Raw genomic sequence first — 16,923 nt, 5'->3', positions numbered from 1 at the left:
GAGCCGGAGAGCCGGACCGGGCGCGGAACGGGAAGCGGAGGTCGAGCGGATGACGAGCAGGGTCACCGACGTCTGGGGAGCCAGGACGCCGTACGGGCCGGGCGAGCCGTGGCCCGAGCGGGTGGACCAGCACCTCACCGTGGCGGAGTCCGCCGTCGAGCGCTGGGTGCCGTCGGCCTGCGTGCTGTGCTCGAACGGCTGCGGGCTGGACATCGCCGTCGCCGACGGCCGCATCGTCGGGGTCCGGGGCCGGGCGCAGGACCGCGTCAACCGGGGCCGGCTCGGGCCGAAGGGCCTCTACGGCTGGCAGGGCAACCGCTCGCCGGAACGGCTCACGTGGCCGCTCGTGCGCGTCGACGGCGAGCTGCGGCCCACCGACTGGGACACCGCCATGGCCGCCGTCGTCGCCCGCTCCCAGCACGTCATCGACCGGCACGGGCCCCTGGCCACCGCCTTCTACACCTCCGGCCAGCTGTTCGCCGAGGAGTACTACGCGCAGGCCCTCATTGCGCGCGGCGGCATCGGCACCCCGCACCTGGACGGCAACACCCGGCTGTGCACGGCCACCTCGGAGTGGGCGCTCATCGAGAGCTTCGGCAGCGACGGCGATCCGGGGGCCTACGAGGACATCGACGTCTGCGACACCCTCTTCGTCGTCGGCCACAACCCCGCCGAGACGCAGACGGTGCAGTGGGCGCGCATCCTGGACCGGCTGCACGGACCGGACCGCCCGAGCCTGGTGGTCGTCGACCCCCGCGCGACGCCCACCGCCCGCCAGGCCGACGTCCACCTGCGGCTGCGCCCCGGCACGAACGTGGCGCTGCTGAACGCGATCCTGCACGAGCTGATCCGCACCGAGCGGGTCGACACCGCCTTCGTGCGCGACCACACCGTCGGCTACGCGGAGCTGCGCGACACCGTCGCCGCGTACCCGCCGGAGACGGCGGAGGAGATCTGCGGCGTCCCCGCCGCCGACATCCGCGACGCCGCGCACCTCCTCGGCCGCGCCGAGCGGCTGGTGTCCACGGTCCTGCAGGGCGTGTACCAGTCGCACCAGGCGACCGCCGCCGCCGTGCAGGTCAACAACGTCAACCTGCTGCGCGGCATGATCGGCCGCCCCGGCCGCACGGTCTTCCAGATGAACGGCCAGCCCACCGCCCAGAACACCCGGGAGGCCGGTGCCAACGGCACCATGCCCGCCTTCCGTAACTGGCAGAACGACGCCCACATGCGGGAGCTCGCCGACGCCTGGAACGTCGACGTCATGCGGATCCCGCACTGGGCGCCTCCCACGCACGCCCTGGAGATCTTCCGGCACTGCGAGAACGGCTCCGTGCGCTTCCTGTGGGTGACGGGGACCAACCCCGCCGTCTCCCTGCCCGAGCTGCGCCGCATCCGCCGCATCGCCGAGGACGAGCGGCTGTTCCTCGTCGTCTCCGACGCCTTCCTCACCGAGACGGCCCAGCTCGCCGACGTCGTCCTGCCCGCAGCGCTGTGGGGGGAGAAGACCGGCTGCTACACCAACGCCGACCGGACGGTGCACCTGTCCGAGCAGGCCGTCGACCCGCCCGGGGAGGCCCGCTCCGACTTCGCCATCCTCCTGGACTACGCCCGCCGCATGGACCTGCGCGACCAGGACGGCGAGCCGCTCGTCCGCTGGCGGGAACCGGAGGACGCCTGGCGCGACTTCACCGCCCTCACCCGGGGCCGCCCCTGCGACCAGAGTGCCCTCACCTACGCCACCCTGCGCGACGGCACCGGCATCCAGTGGCCCGTCACCGACGCCGCTCCCGAGGGCACCCCCCGCCTCTACAGCGACCACGTCTTCCCCACCTCCGCCGACCACTGCGAGGACTACGGGCACGACATCCTCACCGGCGGGCAGAACCAGGAGGACGAGTACCGCGCCCACGACCCGGCGGGCCGGGCCCGCTTCAAGGCCGCCCCCTACCTGCCGCCGCACGAGCCCGTCGACGACGACTACCCGCTCCAGCTCACCACCGGCCGCACCGTCCACCACTTCCACACCCGCACCAAGACCGGACGCAGCCCCGAACTCCAGGAGGCCGCACCGGAGATGTGGATCGAGCTGACGGCCGAGGACGCCGCGCCGCACGGCATCCGGGACGGCGACCTCGTCCGGGTGTACTCCCGGCGCGGCGAGGTGGCGGCGCCCGCCGTCGTCCGAGGCCATCGGCCCGGCGTCGTCTTCGCCCCCTTCCACTACGGCTACTGGGACGAGGCCGAACCCGGCCGCCACACCCGCGCCGCCAACGAACTCACCCGGACCGAGTGGGATCCGGTGTCCAAGCAGCCCCTCTACAAGCAGACGGCCGTCCGCATCGAGAAGGTCGCCGACGCACGCGACGTGGCCCCCGGCCGCTACTGAGACGGGCAGGTACGGAGATGAACAAGATCGGACAGCTCCTCGGCGAGCTCCACGACGCCGAGACGGACCTGGCCCGGGAGTACCGGCGCGTCAGCGAGCGGCAGGCCGCCGACCACGGGACGCACTACCCCTGCCTCACCCTCGCCGCGCAGTGCGACGAGCACGCCGCGACCGTGCGGGAGCTCGCCGGGCGCTACGAGGAGGACCTCGGCGAGCCCCGGCACTTCGAGGCCCTCGGCAGCGCGCTCGGCGCCCTGCGGCACCGGACCTCCGAGCGGCTGGGCAGCCGGCCGGAGTCGGGGCTGCTGCTCCTGCACGACCTGCGGCACCTGTTCCTGCTCGCGCAGTCGGTGCACGTTTACTGGGTCCTGCTCGGCCAGGCCGCGAGGGCCGTGCGGGACCGGGAGATGCTCGCCGACGTCACCCGGCTGCACCAGCAGACCCTCGCGCAGGTGAAGTGGCTGACGACCCGGCTCAAGAGCACCGCGCCGCAGGTGCTCGCCACCCGCTGAGCGGGCCCGCCGCACCGGAGTCCCGCACCCTGGTGCGGGCGCGCGTTCCCCGCCAGGATGGGCCGCATGGCCAAGGTTGATATCAGTCTCGACGCGGAACTCGTCATCGAGGCGATGCTGCTGTCCGGCACGCGCGATCCCCAGGACGCCGTGGAGGTCGTCGTCCGCGACTACGTCCGGCGCGGGCACCGCACCGAAGCCCGCACCGGGACCACCGACGAGGAGCTGCGGCGCATGGAGCTCCGGCGGACGGAGACCGACACCGCCGGGTGACCCCGGTCGGCGCGGGAAGCGCCGCGGGAGGGATCGGCCTACAGTCGGACGCGTGGGCTTCTGGGACGCGCTGATGGGCCGCAGGAAGCCGGTCAGGCCCGACCTCGACCGGCTCTTCGCGCTGCCCTCCGCCGCCGTGACCCTCCAGGCCGGGGCGGGCTTCGCCCCCACCGGCCTCGGCTCGGTGTGCTTCGCGGGCGTCGAGGGCGGGGCGTTCGACCGGCTCGAGACCGACGTCCGCGCGCTGCTGCCCGGGGCCGAGTTCAGCGAGGACCAGTACGGCTACACCTGGGCGCTCTCGCGGCACACCCCCCAGGAGCTCCCCGCGCTGGTCAACGACCTCCACGCCGTCAACACGCTGCTCCAGGACGGCGGCTTCGGACCGCAGCTGCTGTGCTCGCTCGTCGGCTTCCGCGACCGGGACGGGGACGGTCGTCCGCTCGCGCTCGTCTACCTCTACAAGCGCGGCACCTTCTACCCCTTCGCCCCGCTGCCCGGCATCGCGGCCGAGCGACGGGACAACGCGCTCGAACTCCAGACCCGCGGCCTCCTCGCCGACGACCTGCCGGTGGAGGAGGACCTCAGCCGCTGGTTCCCGCTCTGGGGCGCGCCGGGCCTGTGAACGGGCTCACGGGGCCGGCCCCGTGAGCAGATGGAAGCACGAGAAGCACGAGAAGCACGAAAAGCGCTAGAAAGCATGAAAAGCGGACAAGGCGTACAGTCCGAAGGAGATGGGGTGACCGGGGAGGCAGGAGGCGCGTGTCATGGCCAGAACGACCCGTTACGCACCGGACCGCGGCCTCACCCGCCGTATGGCCACGACGATGTTCTTCATCGGCCTGCTCTACGTCGTCTTCATGGGCGTGCTGATCGCGCTGCTGCAGAACGCCTGGCCGCTGATCGTCCTCTTCGCCGGGGGCATGTTCGTCGTCCAGTTCTGGTTCAGCGACCGCATCGCCGCCTACAGCATGGGCGCCCGTGAGGTGACCCCCGAGCAGGCCCCCGAGCTGCACGGGGCCGTCGACCGCCTCTGCGCCCTGGCGGACATGCCCAAACCCCGTGTCGCCATCGCCGATTCCGACGTCCCCAACGCCTTCGCCACCGGCCGCAGCCAGGACAAGGCCCTCGTCTGCGCCACCACCGGGCTGCTGCGGCGTCTGGAGCCGGAGGAACTGGAAGGCGTCCTGGCGCACGAACTGTCCCACGTCGCCCATCGCGACGTCGCCGTCATGACCTTCGCCTCCTTCCTCGGCGTCCTCGCGGGCAGCCTCACCCGGCTGGCACTGTGGGGCGGCATCATGCGCGGTGGCGAGCGCAACCAGAACACCGCGATCCTCGCCCTGGTCATTCCGCTGGTCAGCGTCGTGGTGTACGTGATCAGCTTCCTGCTGACGCGGCTCCTGTCCCGGTACCGCGAGCTGTCCGCCGACCGGGGCGCGGCGCTGCTCACCGGCAAGCCGTCGGCGCTCGCCGCCGCCCTGACGAAGATCAGCGGCCAGATGTCCCGCATCCCCACCCGCGACCTGCGCCGCGCCGAGCCGTTCAACGCCTTCTTCTTCGTCCCCGCCTTCTCCGGCGACTCACTCGCCCGGCTGTTCTCCTCGCACCCCACCCTCGAACAGCGCCTGGCCCAGCTCGCCACCATCACCCGGCACCTGAACCGCTGACCGTGGCGACCCGGCACCGCGCCGCCGGTGCCGGACCGCCCCGCGCCGCACGACCTCGCCGTCACCCCAGCCGGTAGGTGGTGTGGTGCGCCCGTGACGTCTCCCCGACCGGGCGGAGGCAACCGGCCAGGCACAGGTCCAGCAGCGCCCGGTTGACCACGGCGACGTCCAGCCCGGTGCGCTCGGCGATCCTGCGCGGTGAGGCCTGGAGCGTGCCGTGGCTGAGGATGATCGGCAGCGCGTAGGCGGCCACGGCCCACACCTCCTTGCTCAGCAGGTGCTGCGCGCGCCACCGCTCCAGCAGCGCGGCGGCCTCGTCCCGACGCTGAGCGGGCAGCATCGGTCGCGGCGGCTTCTGCGGCTCGGCCGTCACCCGGTCGAGGATCTCGGTGATCCTCACCATCGTCTCGGACTGCTGGCGCTGCACCGCCGCGACGCCCGCCTGCGTCTCGAAGGCCAGGGCGAGGATGGAGTCGACGTACTCCGCGTTGGCGCAGGGGGGCCGGGCTTCGCTCGACTGGGCCTGGTCCTTGGTCCCCCCGGTCTCCGTCGCACCGGACGGCCCCTTCGCCAACAGCGGCGCCAGCACCTCGTGCCGCGCCCACCGGTCGAACGCCTTGGCCCTGGGGTTCTTTCGTGCCACGGAGAGCACCTTGACGGTGCCGGGCAGGCTCAGCAGCACGCGGACGGTGTTCGGGCCGGTCGGTCCACGTCGACTATTAGTCGACGTGGTGTGACCTGCGGAGACGTCGACGGTCATCCACTCGTCCCCGTCCAGGAGCCGCCGGTACGTGGTGTTGAGATGCGGCAGGTCTGCGGCTGCCGAGACCTCGTGGAGCCAGAACCACTTGCCGCCGTCCTCGGCGGTGACGAGTTGGACGGTCTCGCCCGTCCCCGGGTAGGTGAGGGCCTCGGCGAGGAGCCCGAGACCCCTGAGCTGAGGGTCGGCGGGCAGGGTCGGGGGGCGTTCGGTCATGGTCGTCCTCTTTCGGGTGTCGTCGTTCCCACGCGGTGGTCGGCCGGTGGGCTTGAGGGGCCCGCGCCGGTCAGGCGGGGGCGGGGGTCGGGTTCGTGCCGCGGAGTGCCGCACGGGCGGCTGCGGCGCCCCGGCGGACCCGTTCGCGGTGGGCCTCCGTCACCGGGGGTGTGGCCGGTTCGCCCGTCCGGCACGCCCGGCATCGGCCGGGCTTGCGCAGGGGGGCCGCGCAGTCCGCGCACTCGGCGGGCCGCCTGGGAGGCGGGGGCGGCGCCGGCCGGTCGGGCATCTTGCGGCGCAGCCGGTTCGCCAGGAGGGCGAGGGGCGAGTGGACGCGGTCGGGAAGCCCTGCGGTGAGGGCGCCCCGGAGGGCGTCGCCGCCGAGGCCGCCCGCCCGCCACCGGTCGACGAGCGGCGCCAGCTCGACGGCCTCCGCCGTGCCGAGCGCGATCCGTGGTTCCCTCCGGCCGAGCGAGAGCAGCAGCGAGACGGCGGAGCGCAGCGGCTCCGGCACGGCGACGGGTCCGCTCCCGGCGCCCGGCGTGCGTGGCGGTCGCGGCGTGCGCGGTGGGCGTGGCGGGCGTGGCGGGCGACTGCGGCGGGGGCTGGGGGTGGGAGGTTCTTGTGCCCCGGTGGTTGAACCCGAAGGGTTGCCTCCCGCACGCCCAGTCGCCGGTTCACCGGAGTCCGGAACGCCGGACGCGGTGGTCGGCTCGGGCTCCCGGGTTTCCCGTACCTCGTCGTACGGGGTGTCGTACACCTCGTACACCGTGTACCTCTGGCCGGTGACGGAGTCGTTGCCCTGTTGACGGCGCAGGTAGCAGGCCGACTCCAGCTCGCGCAGGGCGTCCGCGACGCGGTCGCGGCCCTCCTTGCGCTGTTTGGCCAGGGAGTGGATGTCCGTGGCGGCCCGCTCGGGGAGGCTCAGGAGGTAGACGAGGATGCCGGCGGCGCACCACGAGATGCGTCGGTCGCGGAGCAACGCGTTCGAGTAGGTGGAGAAGGAGCGCCGGGGCGTCATACGATGAATGCGCATGGGAAGTGCTGTTCCTCGTGCCACGGCCCTCGGATGTTGGCGCATCGCGGGGGCCTTTTCGTGTTTGCGGTCGAGCTGAACCTATCTGCACGGAGTGCGGATAAAGCAAGTTCCGGGAATAGGTGAAACATCAAGTACACCGGAGCCCGGAAACCCGTACACGGCGCCTTCTTGCCTACATTTTCCCGGCTCTGAGCTGCGGTGACGCCCATTCTCTGCCTCAATGCCGGTGCCGGAATGTGGCATTCCGCGATAATGCTTTTCACCCTCCCGGGTGAACGTGAAAAGATGCGGTCATGACACATTCCTTCATCCGGTTCCAGGCGACGACGCCGAACCACCGAGGCGTCCTCCCCGGCATCTTCGTCGTCGTGAACGGGCTCGCCCGGGACGGGAGGCTGACCGCCGAGCAGGAGGAGTTCCGCCGGACGACGAACGCCTGGTACGACGCCGCCTACACCAACCCCACCCACGTCGAGCCCACCGTCTACGACCACGCCGTGAACCCGGGCGCCGTCGCGTGGTTCAGGGCGTCGGCCGGGCACCTGCTGGCCCGCGTCGAGGGCTACCTCGCCATCCTGACCGCCCACGGCGTGCCCCACGTGCGCCTGGAGTCCGCCGATCCGGGGCGGATCGTCTACGAGGACGCCGACCAGGTCGTCGTCGTCCCGCACACCCCGCACCCGCCGCGCGCCCCGCATGCGGCAGGCTGAGCCCGGAACGTCAGTCCGTCCGGCGGGTTTCGCCGAGCCAGGTGCGCAGGGCCCAGTGCCAGTGGAGGCAGGTCAGGAGGGACGGGCGGTCACCGGGGTCGGCGGCCTCCAGCGGGGTGCCGGTCAGGGCGGCCAGGCGGCCCAGCCGGTAGCGGACGGTGTTGGGGTGGACGTGCAGCACGGCCGCCGTCTGGTCCTGCCGCATCCCGTGGTCGAAGTAGGCGCGTGCGGTGACGGCCAGCTCCCGGTGGAAGTCGTCGGCGGGGTTCAGAGCTCCGAGCAGGTCCCGGCACAGCAGCTCGGCGAGCCGGGGCTGGGCGTCCAGGGCGATCTCCACGGCGAGGTCCGTGAGGTGGTGCAGGCCCGTCGCGCGCGCCCCGGCGGGCCCCTGGGCGCCCACGGCGCGCAGCCCGGCGTCGCACAGTGCGTGCAGGTGGCGCGCCTGGCTCAGCGAAGCGGCGGGCGCCACGACGACGAGGGCGTCGGCGCCCAGGGCCTCGGCGGTGGGGAGGCGGGCGGCGAGACCGGCCAGCCGTCCCTCCACCAGCCCGAACGCGCCGTCCGAGGAGGCCAGTCGGCCTTCCAGCGCCTGTGCGCGTACCGGGTCCGTCACGTCGGACAGCACACAGTGGTACGGCCGGTCGTGGTGCAGCCCGGCCCGCGCCAGCTCGTCCGCACCGACAGCGCCCGGGGGACCCGCGCCGTCGGCCGTCCGCCGGTCGCCGTGCAGCAGGCGGCGCAGGACCTGGGTGCGGGCGTCCCGCGCCGTGCGGGCCAGTTCGAGCTGCGCGGTGTGGTAGCCGTCGATGACGTGCAGCTCCATCGCCCCCGCGTAGCGGTCGAAGTCCAGGAGCGCCTGGATGACCGCCCCGGAGGCGACGCCCGCCGTCCGGCCGCGCTCGACGGCGATCTCCGTGGCGCGGCTGCGGCCGGCCTGGACGCCACGGAGGAGCGCGGTGATCGGGACGCCCTGGGCCGCGCGATCGCGCCCGAGCAGCGTCGCGGCGGTGAAGTCCTGTTCGCCCGAGGCCCGGGGTTCCCCGGCGGACGCCAGGGCCGCCGCCAGCAGCACCGCGATGTGGCGGCGGTTCTCGGACTCCGGCAGCCGGGCCACGGCGGGGGAGTGGCGTCGGGCCGCCGCCACGATCTCCTCGACGACCCCGGCGTCGGCCGCGAGGTCGTGCAGCACCCGCCGGAACAGGGCGCGTTCGGCCGCTTCCGTCACCGGCGTCCCGCCTCTCCCGCCGGTCCGGCGTGTTGTGGCCCGGACACAACCCGGGCGCCCGGCCGGTGGCTGCCGCTGCCTACCTCGGGGGCCGCGCCGCTCGCCTCCCTGGTGGCTACCGCAAAGTAACACCGGCTCCACCGCCCCGGCACACCCCCCACGTCAGCCGAAGGGTGCACCTCATGGCAGTAGCTCTCCGCACGCGTCCCGTGGCCGCCCCGGCGCTCACCCCTGCCCTCGTCGCCGCCCTTGGCGCGCTCCCCGCGCCGACGGCCTGGGCCGCCGCCCCGGCTCCCGCCACTCCGGTCGGCACTGCGGCCGCCGAACCGGACGAGCCGCTCCGGGAGGTCTTCTTCGCGGGCAACAACGGGGAGGGCACGGCGACGGTCCTCACCTCGCGCGGCGACCCGGAGCCGATCGGCACGCTCGACCTCATTCTCCGAGAGCGCGGCCGACCGGGTGACGGCGATCAGCTTCGCGACCGGCGAGAAGCTGGGCTCCGTGGCCGTCGGGGACCACCCGCAGCGCGTCCGCCTCGGGCACGTCCCGGCGGGCTGGACCGGTGCGTCAACGCGGTGACGTCCCCGCGCCCGGCTCGGCGTCGGTCGCCAGCCGGGCGTGCACCTCCACGTCGTGGCGGACGCCGTCGTAGGCCAGGCGCTGCCGCTGGAGCCCCTCCACAGCGTAGCCGGACGCGAGGGCGACGGCGCAGGAGGCCGGATTGTCCACCCGGTGCCCCAACTCCAGCCGGAAGAGGCCCAGGTCGTCGAAGGCCCAGCGTGACGCCGTCCGGCACGCGAACGTCGCCACGCCACGGCCACGCGCGGCGGTGACCGTCCAGTACGACACCCAGCCGGTGCCGTGCACGCGCTCCACCGCGCTCACCGCCACGTTGCCCAGGACGGCGTCGTCCCCGTCCACGACGGCGAACGCGTACGACGTGCCCGCCCCCCACTCCTCGGCACTTCGGCCGATCCAGGACCGCGCCGCGGCCGGGGTGTCGACGGGCGTCGCCGTCTGGCGGTCCATCTCGGGCTCGGCGAAGGCCGCGACGAGCGCGTCGGCGTCGTCGGTACGCCACTGACGAAGCTGCACGGGACGGACCTCCTGTCGGATCGCCGGACGAGGTGCGGGGTACCAGGTGCGGGGTACGAGCGGGGTACGAAGGCGGTGACGGCACACGGCCCGCCCGCGTCGGCCAGGTAGGCGGGCAGGCCGTGGACCGAGCAAGTCACCCGTTCGAGTGACATGTTGCCATCATCGAACAGCGGACCGGGCCGGCGCCACCGCGCCCCGCCCGGCACCGTCCGTCGCCGTCACACTTCAGCCACGGACACGGACACCGGACCGTCGCCCCGACGGACGCGCCCGGCGTGCCCGCCCTCCCGGCCCGCTCCACGCTGGACGGACGAGTCGAGCGGAGGCAGCCATGGAGAGCACCGAGTACGTCGACCTGACGGGACGGCGCGCCCTGGTCACCGGCGGCGCCCGTGGCCTGGGCGCGGCCATCGCCCGGAGGCTGGCCCGCAGCGGGGCGGCCGTACGGGTCGCCGACGTGCGCTGGCAGGAGGCCGAGGAGCTGTGCGACGCGCTGAAGGAGGAGGGCCGCGACGTCCGGTTCCTGGAGCTGGACATCCGTGAACCGGCCGCCGTCGCGGCGGCGTTCACGGAACTCGACGACGCCGGGCAGCCCCTGGACATCCTCGTCAACAACGCGGCCGTCGACATCTCCAAGCCCATCGAGCACCTGACCGCCGACGAGGTCACCCACGTCGTCACCACGAACCTGCTCGGACCGATGTACCTGTGCCTGGAGACCTACCGTCGCATGGTGGCGCGCGGCGGCGGGCACATCGTCAACATCCTCTCCACGGCATCGCGCCGGACGTGGACCGAGGCGGCACCCTACGCCGCCGGCAAGGCGGGGCTGCGCGCCTTCACCCACACCCTCTTCCAGGAGGCCCAGCGCGACTGCCTGGGCGTCGGCGTCACCGGCATCATCGCGGGCGGTATGGAGACCCCCTTCATCCTGGAGCGTTTCCCCGACGCCGACACGACCAAGCTCCAGGACCCGGCCGTCGTCGCCGACACCGTGCTGTACGCCCTCTCCGTGCCGCAGACCAGCGCCGTCGGTGAGCTCACGATCGTGCCGCGCAACGAGCCCTCCTGGCCCTGAACCTCTCCCTCACAGCCAGCCGTTGCGGCGGAAGGCGCGGTACAGCAGACCGCTGATGGAGGCCATGAGCCCGAGGGCGGCCGGGTAGCCGTAGGCCCAGTGCAGCTCGGGCATGTGGGCGAAGTTCATGCCGTAGATCCCGGCGATCATCGTCGGAGCGGCGATGATCGCCGCCCAGGCCGAGATCTTGCGCATGTCCTCGTTCTGCCACATGCCCGCCTGGGTGCTGTGGGCGTCCAGCATGGAGTCGGTGAGCTCGTCGCACCCGGCCACGGCCGACGCGACCCGCAGCACGTGGTCGGCCACGTCGCGGAAGTAGGGCACCAGGGCCTCCGGATAGCGCTGCGGAGCCGGTGACATGAACTCGTGGGCGACGGGCACGAGCGGCCGGATCGCGCCCCGGAACTCCAGGACCTCCCGCTTGAGCGAGTAGATCTCCCGCGTCAGGTCCACCCGCTCCGGGGTGAACACCCGCAGCTCCAGCTCCTCGATGTCCTCGCCGACGAGGCCGACGATGTGCCCGTAGGTGTCCACGACGGCGTCGGCGAGGGCGTACAGCAGCCCGTACGCCCCGTGCTCCAGCAGCTCCGGCTTCCGCGCCAGCGCCGCACGGGCCGTGTCCGGGGCGTCGCTCGGGCCGTGCTGGACCGTGACGACCCAGCACGGGTTGCTGAAGATCATCAGCTCCCCGGTGTCGATGGCGCTGGTCGCCTCGGTGTAGCGCAGGGTGCGCAACACGTAGAACACCATGTCGTCCCCGTACCGCTCCCGCTTGGCCCGCTGGTGCGCGTGCAGCGCGTCCTCGACGGCCAGCGGGGGCAGCTCCAGCGCCTGCGCGACCGGCAGCAGGTCCTCCGCCGTCGGCTCGCCGAGGTGCACCCACGCGAGGCCGCCCTCGGGCAGATCCCGGGCGTACCGAACGGCCTCACCGGGGCTGACGGCACGCAGCACCGGATCGTCGGGAAGGGAAACGAACCCCTGCATGCGGCCCATCCTGGAGCTTGACGCCAACTCCCGCACTCCTGCCCACCCCGTACGGCCGCATGCGGACGCCCGCTGCGCCGCCCCGGAGTGGGCGGGTGGGGTCACAGGTGGCGGGTGAGGCGGGCGGTGGCGCGGAGGAGGCGGGGGGAGAGGCGGGAGAGGGCGTGGACGAGGTGTGCCTCCGGTGTCACCGGGACGACCGCACGGTTGTGGACGACGGCCCGGATGACGGCGGCCGCCACCTTCTCCGGCGGGTAGCCGCGCCGGGCGTAGAGCCCGGCCGCACGGTCCCGGCGGCGCTGCTGCTCGGCGGCGTCCACCCCGGCGAACCGGGACGTGCGGGTGATGCCGGTGTTGACGACTCCGGGGCAGACGGCGGTGACGCCGATGCCCTGCCCGGCCAGCTCGGCGCGCAACGACTGGGTGAGCATGAGCACCGCCGCCTTGGAGGTGCTGTAGGCGGGGAGCATCGTCGAGGGCAGGAAGGCGGCGGCCGAGGCGATGGTGACGATGTGTCCGCCCTGGCCGCGCGCGGCCATCTGGCGGCCGAAGAGGCGGCAGCCGTGGATGACGCCCCAGAGGTTGACGTCCAGCAGCCGCCGCCAGTCCTCCGCGGTGGTGTCCAGCAGCGGGCCGGCCAGTCCGACCCCGGCGTTGTTGACCAGGACGTCGACGACGCCGTGGTCGGCGGCGGTCCGGGCGGCCAGCTCCTCCATCGCCCGCTCGTCGGCCACGTCGACCTCCTCGGCCCAGGCCTCCTCGGCGCCGACCAGCCGGGCCGTCTCGGCGGTGCGGGCCGCCCCCGCGCCGTCCCGGTCGACCGCGACGACGCGGGCCCCCGCCTCGGCGAAGGACAGGGCCACGGCCCGGCCGATGCCGCCCGCCGCGCCCGTCACCAGGACGAGGCGGCCACCGAACCGCTCGGCGTGGGGGCCGGGCGCCACGACCTGCCGGGGCGCCGTCGCGCCCTCGTGGGCGGTGATGTGGGAGGCGATCCACCGGGCGAGCTGGTCCGGGCGGGTGCGCTGCACCCAGTGCTTCGCGGAGATCGTCCGCCGCGTGAGCTGCGGCGCCCACCGGTCCAGGTCGTCGTAGAGGGAGGGGTGCAGGTAGGCGTCACGCGTGGGGACGACGAGCTGCACCGGCACGTGCGCGGTGGCGTCCGTGCGCGGCCGCCGCATCCGGGGCCTGATGTTGTCCCGGTAGAGCCAGGCCCCGTGCACGGCGTCGTCGGTGAAGGAGGCGGTGGGGTAGCCGTCGTCCGGGAGGCCCTCCAGGCGCCGCAGCAGAGCGGGGCCCCGGCGCCCGAGCGGCCCTCTGAGTACCCGCTCCGGCAGGCCGGGGACGTGCAGGGCCCCGATGTACCACGACTTGGCGCGCTGCCGGGCGAGCTGAACGGTGTGCCGGGGCGTCGGCCGGGCCCGGCGCTCGCGCATCCAGAGCGCGAAGTGGTCGGTCAGCGGACCGGAGACGGACGTGAACGTGGCGATCCGGCCCTCGGTACGCCGCACGGTCGCGAACTCCCAGCCCTGCACCGAGCCCCAGTCGTGCCCGACGAGGTGCACCGGACGGTCGGGGCTCACGGCGTCGGCCACGGCGAGGAAGTCGTCGGTGAGCTTCTCCAGGGTGAAGCCGCCGTGCAGTGGCCTGGGCGCGCTGGACCGGCCGTGCCCGCGCACGTCGTACAGCACCACGTGGAAGCGGTCCGCCAGCCGCTCGGCGACGAGGGACCACACCTCCTTGGAATCCGGATAGCCGTGGACGAGGACGACGGTCGGCCGCTCGGTGTCGCCGAACTCGGCGACGCACAGCCGCACCCCTTCGGGCCTGACGACCCACCGCTCCCGCGCGGCCGCCCGTGATCCGCCCTCGCTGCTCATACGGCTGCTCCTCCACCTGGTGCGCCCCCGCCGGCCCCCGTCGGGCCCGGACCCTTCCGGACGTCGCTGTCCGAGCCGATCCCGCCTCACCCTAAGGCGGTGCGTCAGCGCCGCGAAAGACCTGTGGATACCTGCGGTAACGCCCCGTGTGCGTCGCCGACACCAGGGGTGGCCCTACGGAGGGGAGGGGCCGGTCTCCGACCTGAGGCGGAGACCGGTCCCCCCGCAGAGGCGGACGCCACGCCCCCGCACCACCGATAGCGTCGGGCCCGTGACTGTGATCGTGACCCAGAGCCTCACCAAGCGGTATCCCCGGGTGACCGCGCTCGACCGCCTGACCGTCGACATCACCCCGGGCGTCACCGGCCTCGTGGGGGCCAACGGCGCGGGCAAGTCGACGCTCATCAAGATCCTGCTCGGCCTCTCCCCGGCCACCGAGGGGGACGCCCGCGTCCTCGGCCTGGACGTCGCCACCGAAGGCCCGGCCATCCGGGAGCGGGTCGGGTACATGCCCGAACACGACTGCCTGCCGCCCGACGTCTCGGCCACCGAGTTCGTCGTCCACATGGCGCGGATGTCGGGGCTGCCGCCGACAGCGGCCCGGGAACGCACCGCCGACACCCTGCGCCACGTGGGCCTCTACGAGGAGCGCTACCGCCCGATGGGCGGCTACTCCACCGGCATGAAGCAGCGCGTCAAACTCGCGCAGGCCCTCGTCCACGACCCGCGGCTGGTGCTGCTGGACGAGCCCACCAACGGCCTCGACCCGGTGGGCCGCGACCACATGCTCGACCTCATCCGGCGCGTCCACACCGACTTCGGCATCTCCGTCCTCGTCACCTCGCACCTGCTCGGCGAGCTGGAGCGCACCTGCGACCACGTGGTCGTCGTCGACGGCGGGCGGCTCCTGCGCTCCTCGTCGACCTCCGACTTCACGCAGGCCACGGCCGCGCTCGCCGTCGAGGTCACCGACACCGACACCCACCCCGACGGCGGGGCGGCCCTCCTGGACGCCCTCACCACCGCCGGGCTCGCCGCGCGGCCGGCCTCCGCCGAGGGCGGACTGCCGGGCGCCGGGCACGTCCTCCTCGTCGACGTGGCCGGGGAGGAGACCTACGACCTGGTGCGGGACGCCGTCGTCGACCTCGGTCTCGGCCTCGTCCGCATGGAGCAGCGCCAGCACCACATCGCCGAGGTCTTCCAGCAGCACGACAGCGACAGGAAGGGAGGCAGCGGCCATGCAGGCTGACCCCACCCACCCGGGCGGCGGGCCGAGCGACACCTCCGGGCACGCCGCCAGCATCCACAACATCGGCTACCGCGCCTACGAGGGTGCCCGGCTCGGCCGGGGCTACGCCCGCCGCTCGCTGTTCGCCCAGTCCCTGCGCGGGGGCTACGGGCTCGGCCGGTCCGCCCGCTCCAAGGTCACGCCGATGCTCCTCTTCGGGATCATGTGCGTGCCCGCCCTCGTCGTCGTGGCCGTGGCCATCACCACCGGCGTCGACGAGCTGCCGGTGGACTACCGCGCGTACGCCTCCTTCCTGGCGCCGGTCATCGGCCTCTACCTGGCGGCCATGGCTCCGCAGTCCGTCTCCCGGGACCTGCGCTTCCGCACCGTGCCGCTGTACTTCTCCCGGCCCATCGAGCGCGTCGACTACGTCCTCGCCAAGTACGCGGCCATGGCGGCGGCGCTGTTCGTCTTCACCGCCGCGCCCCTGGTGGTGCTGTACGCCGGGGCGCTGCTGGGCGAGCTGGACTTCGCCGAGCAGACGCGGGACTTCTCGCTCGGCCTGGTCTCCGTCGCCGTGCTCTCCCTCGTCTACGCCGGGATCGGGCTCGTCGTGGCCGCCCTCACCCCGCGTCGCGGCTTCGGCGTCGCCGCGATCATCGCGGTGCTGACGATCCCCTACTTCGCCGTCAGCACCCTGCAGTTCATCGCCTCCGAGAGTGGTGGCGCCGGCGACGGCACCGCAGCCGTCGGCTGGCTGGGGCTGGCCTCCCCGGGCACGCTGATGTCCGGCTTCCAGGCGAAGTTCCTCGACGCCCCCTCCGACTTCCCCGGCGGCGTCGTCCCGAGCGACGCGGCGGGCCTGTGCTACCTCCTCCTCGTCCTCGCCCTCGTGGCCGGCTCGTACGCCGCCCTGATGGCCCGCTACCGGAAGGCCGGACTGTGACCACGATCCGCATCGACCACGTCTCGCGCTGGTTCGGGAACGTCGTCGCTGTCAACGACGTCACGATGGACGTGGGCCCGGGCGTCACCGGCCTGCTCGGCCCGAACGGCGCGGGCAAGTCCACGCTCATCTCCATGATGGCCGGGTTCCTCGCCCCGTCCGTCGGCAGCGTCACCCTCGACGGCGCCACGATCTGGCGCAACGAGGCGGTGTACCGGCACATCGGCATCGTGCCGGAGCGCGAGGGCATGTACGACTTCCTCACCGGCGAGGAGTTCGTCCGCGCCAACGCCGAGCTGCACGGCCTGCCGGACCCGGGCGCCGCGGCCCGTCGCGCCCTGGCCACCGTCGAGATGGAGTACGCGCAGGACCGGCGCATCGACACCTACAGCAAGGGCATGCGGCAGCGCGTCAAGATGGCCTCCGCGCTCGTGCACGAGCCTGCGGTGCTGCTGCTCGACGAGCCGTTCAACGGCATGGACCCGCGCCAGCGCATGCAACTCATGACCCTGCTGCGGCGCATGGGCGAGGAGGGCCGCACGGTGCTGTTCTCCTCCCACATCCTGGAGGAGGTCGAGCAGCTCGCCGCGCACATCGAGGTCATCGTCGCCGGGCGGCACGCCGCCAGCGGCGACTTCCGGCGCATCCGCCGGCTGATGACCGATCGGCCGCACCGCTACCTGGTCCGCTCCACGGACGACCGGGCCCTCGCGGCCGCCCTCATCGCCGACGAGTCCACGGCCGGCATCGAACTCGACTGGAACGAAAGGGCCCTGCGCGTCCAGGCGATCGACTTCGCGCGCTTCACCCGGGAACTGCCGCGCATCGCCCGTGCCCACGACATCCGGCTCCTGACCGTCTCGCCCTCGGACGAGTCGCTGGAGTCCGTCTTCGCCTACCTCGTCTCGGCCTAGCTAG

General features: G+C 73.3%; 16 protein-coding genes and 1 pseudogene. 11 read left to right on the top strand and 6 right to left on the bottom strand.

What is annotated here, in order from left to right; translation table 11 throughout:
• Positions 1 to 49 precede the first annotated feature (49 nt).
• The 5 genes from V6D49_RS12510 to htpX all read left to right on the top strand — a co-directional run bounded on the left by V6D49_RS12510 (position 50) and on the right by htpX (position 4,841).
• The gene (locus V6D49_RS12510; RefSeq protein WP_340559585.1) at positions 50 to 2,389 is read left to right on the top strand and encodes a molybdopterin oxidoreductase family protein; all 2,340 of its coding nucleotides are present in this window, start codon (positions 50 to 52) and stop codon (positions 2,387 to 2,389) included.
• 17 nt (positions 2,390 to 2,406) lie between these two features.
• On the top strand, positions 2,407 to 2,901 hold the full coding sequence (locus V6D49_RS12505) for a hypothetical protein (protein ID WP_340559583.1): 495 nt from the start codon (positions 2,407 to 2,409) through the stop codon (positions 2,899 to 2,901).
• Positions 2,902 to 2,967: 66 nt separating this feature from the next.
• Positions 2,968 to 3,174, top strand: coding sequence for a DUF2191 domain-containing protein (locus V6D49_RS12500; RefSeq protein WP_340559582.1), 207 nt, complete (start codon positions 2,968 to 2,970; stop codon positions 3,172 to 3,174).
• A gap of 52 nt (positions 3,175 to 3,226) precedes the next feature.
• Positions 3,227 to 3,796 (top strand): PspA-associated protein PspAB, encoded by a 570-nt coding sequence (gene pspAB, locus V6D49_RS12495; protein ID WP_340559580.1) that lies wholly within the window; start codon positions 3,227 to 3,229, stop codon positions 3,794 to 3,796.
• 142 nt (positions 3,797 to 3,938) lie between these two features.
• Entirely contained in the window at positions 3,939 to 4,841 is a 903-nt protein-coding gene (gene htpX, locus V6D49_RS12490; RefSeq protein ID WP_340559578.1) for a zinc metalloprotease HtpX, read from the top strand.
• A 61-nt stretch (positions 4,842 to 4,902) separates the two neighbouring features.
• Here htpX and V6D49_RS12485 read toward each other — a convergent pair whose 3' ends face one another.
• The gene (locus tag V6D49_RS12485; RefSeq protein ID WP_340559577.1) at positions 4,903 to 5,817 is read right to left on the bottom strand and encodes a hypothetical protein; all 915 of its coding nucleotides are present in this window, start codon (positions 5,815 to 5,817) and stop codon (positions 4,903 to 4,905) included.
• A 70-nt stretch (positions 5,818 to 5,887) separates the two neighbouring features.
• The gene (locus V6D49_RS12480) at positions 5,888 to 6,853 is read right to left on the bottom strand and encodes a hypothetical protein (RefSeq protein WP_340559576.1); all 966 of its coding nucleotides are present in this window, start codon (positions 6,851 to 6,853) and stop codon (positions 5,888 to 5,890) included.
• Between the two features lie 296 nt (positions 6,854 to 7,149).
• On the opposite strand from V6D49_RS12480, the gene V6D49_RS12475 reads away from it, so the two are divergent.
• Positions 7,150 to 7,566: a hypothetical protein gene (locus V6D49_RS12475; RefSeq protein WP_340559574.1), complete on the top strand. Its 417-nt coding sequence runs from the start codon at positions 7,150 to 7,152 to the stop codon at positions 7,564 to 7,566.
• Positions 7,567 to 7,576: 10 nt separating this feature from the next.
• Here V6D49_RS12475 and V6D49_RS12470 read toward each other — a convergent pair whose 3' ends face one another.
• A complete protein-coding gene (locus V6D49_RS12470) occupies positions 7,577 to 8,791 on the bottom strand; it encodes a PucR family transcriptional regulator (protein ID WP_340559573.1) in 1,215 nt (404 codons plus the stop codon).
• A 387-nt stretch (positions 8,792 to 9,178) separates the two neighbouring features.
• Between V6D49_RS12470 and V6D49_RS12465 the strand changes: the two are divergent.
• Positions 9,179 to 9,370, top strand: a pseudogene (locus tag V6D49_RS12465) (YncE family protein); the annotation flags it as partial.
• Here V6D49_RS12465 and V6D49_RS12460 read toward each other — a convergent pair.
• Positions 9,359 to 9,886 carry a GNAT family N-acetyltransferase gene (locus tag V6D49_RS12460; protein ID WP_340559571.1) on the bottom strand — a complete coding sequence of 176 codons (528 nt, stop codon included), beginning with the start codon at positions 9,884 to 9,886 and terminating at the stop codon, positions 9,359 to 9,361. The pseudogene V6D49_RS12465 and the gene V6D49_RS12460 sit on opposite strands and share 12 nt — an antisense overlap.
• Positions 9,887 to 10,220: 334 nt before the next feature.
• Here V6D49_RS12460 and V6D49_RS12455 point away from each other — a divergent pair, with 334 nt between their 5' ends.
• On the top strand, positions 10,221 to 10,967 hold the full coding sequence (locus V6D49_RS12455) for an SDR family oxidoreductase (protein ID WP_340559570.1): 747 nt from the start codon (positions 10,221 to 10,223) through the stop codon (positions 10,965 to 10,967).
• A 9-nt stretch (positions 10,968 to 10,976) separates the two neighbouring features.
• On the opposite strand, the gene V6D49_RS12450 is transcribed toward V6D49_RS12455, so the two are convergent.
• Together V6D49_RS12450 and V6D49_RS12445 are read right to left on the bottom strand one after the other, a co-directional pair.
• A complete protein-coding gene (locus V6D49_RS12450) occupies positions 10,977 to 11,951 on the bottom strand; it encodes a magnesium and cobalt transport protein CorA (protein WP_340559568.1) in 975 nt (324 codons plus the stop codon).
• A 101-nt stretch (positions 11,952 to 12,052) separates the two neighbouring features.
• The gene (locus tag V6D49_RS12445) at positions 12,053 to 13,831 is read right to left on the bottom strand and encodes an SDR family oxidoreductase (protein WP_340559566.1); all 1,779 of its coding nucleotides are present in this window, start codon (positions 13,829 to 13,831) and stop codon (positions 12,053 to 12,055) included.
• A 277-nt stretch (positions 13,832 to 14,108) separates the two neighbouring features.
• Here V6D49_RS12445 and V6D49_RS12440 point away from each other — a divergent pair, with 277 nt between their 5' ends.
• Genes V6D49_RS12440 through V6D49_RS12430 form a run of 3 tightly spaced genes read left to right on the top strand, consistent with a single transcriptional unit; the run spans position 14,109 to position 16,919 of the window.
• A complete protein-coding gene (locus tag V6D49_RS12440; protein ID WP_340563929.1) occupies positions 14,109 to 15,080 on the top strand; it encodes an ABC transporter ATP-binding protein in 972 nt (323 codons plus the stop codon).
• Complete coding sequence (locus V6D49_RS12435; protein WP_340559565.1) at positions 15,070 to 16,005, top strand: ABC transporter permease subunit; 936 nt, start codon at positions 15,070 to 15,072, stop codon at positions 16,003 to 16,005. The genes V6D49_RS12440 and V6D49_RS12435 overlap by 11 nt, the downstream gene beginning before the upstream one ends.
• Positions 16,002 to 16,919, top strand: a complete 918-nt coding sequence (locus tag V6D49_RS12430) for an ABC transporter ATP-binding protein (protein ID WP_340559563.1) — start codon at positions 16,002 to 16,004, stop codon at positions 16,917 to 16,919. The genes V6D49_RS12435 and V6D49_RS12430 overlap by 4 nt, the downstream gene beginning before the upstream one ends.
• Positions 16,920 to 16,923 lie beyond the last annotated feature (4 nt).

The sequence above is a fragment of the Streptomyces sp. GSL17-111 genome, assembly GCF_037911585.1.
Classification (GTDB): domain Bacteria; phylum Actinomycetota; class Actinomycetes; order Streptomycetales; family Streptomycetaceae; genus Streptomyces.
This window is presented reverse-complemented; position numbering and strand designations above follow the sequence as displayed.

Excerpts from the sequence above, each read along its gene's own strand:
- V6D49_RS12510 (WP_340559585.1), top strand. The coding sequence starts at position 50 with ATGACGAGCAGGGTCACCGACGTCTGGGGAGCCAGGACGCCGTACGGG.
- V6D49_RS12505 (WP_340559583.1), top strand. The coding sequence starts at position 2,407 with ATGAACAAGATCGGACAGCTCCTCGGCGAGCTCCACGACGCCGAGACG.
- V6D49_RS12500 (WP_340559582.1), top strand. The coding sequence starts at position 2,968 with ATGGCCAAGGTTGATATCAGTCTCGACGCGGAACTCGTCATCGAGGCG.
- htpX (WP_340559578.1), top strand. The coding sequence starts at position 3,939 with ATGGCCAGAACGACCCGTTACGCACCGGACCGCGGCCTCACCCGCCGT.
- V6D49_RS12485 (WP_340559577.1), bottom strand. The coding sequence starts at position 5,817 with ATGACCGAACGCCCCCCGACCCTGCCCGCCGACCCTCAGCTCAGGGGT.
- V6D49_RS12480 (WP_340559576.1), bottom strand. The coding sequence starts at position 6,853 with ATGCGCATTCATCGTATGACGCCCCGGCGCTCCTTCTCCACCTACTCG.
- V6D49_RS12475 (WP_340559574.1), top strand. The coding sequence starts at position 7,150 with ATGACACATTCCTTCATCCGGTTCCAGGCGACGACGCCGAACCACCGA.
- V6D49_RS12455 (WP_340559570.1), top strand. The coding sequence starts at position 10,221 with ATGGAGAGCACCGAGTACGTCGACCTGACGGGACGGCGCGCCCTGGTC.
- V6D49_RS12450 (WP_340559568.1), bottom strand. The coding sequence starts at position 11,951 with ATGCAGGGGTTCGTTTCCCTTCCCGACGATCCGGTGCTGCGTGCCGTC.
- V6D49_RS12445 (WP_340559566.1), bottom strand. The coding sequence starts at position 13,831 with ATGAGCAGCGAGGGCGGATCACGGGCGGCCGCGCGGGAGCGGTGGGTC.
- V6D49_RS12435 (WP_340559565.1), top strand. The coding sequence starts at position 15,070 with ATGCAGGCTGACCCCACCCACCCGGGCGGCGGGCCGAGCGACACCTCC.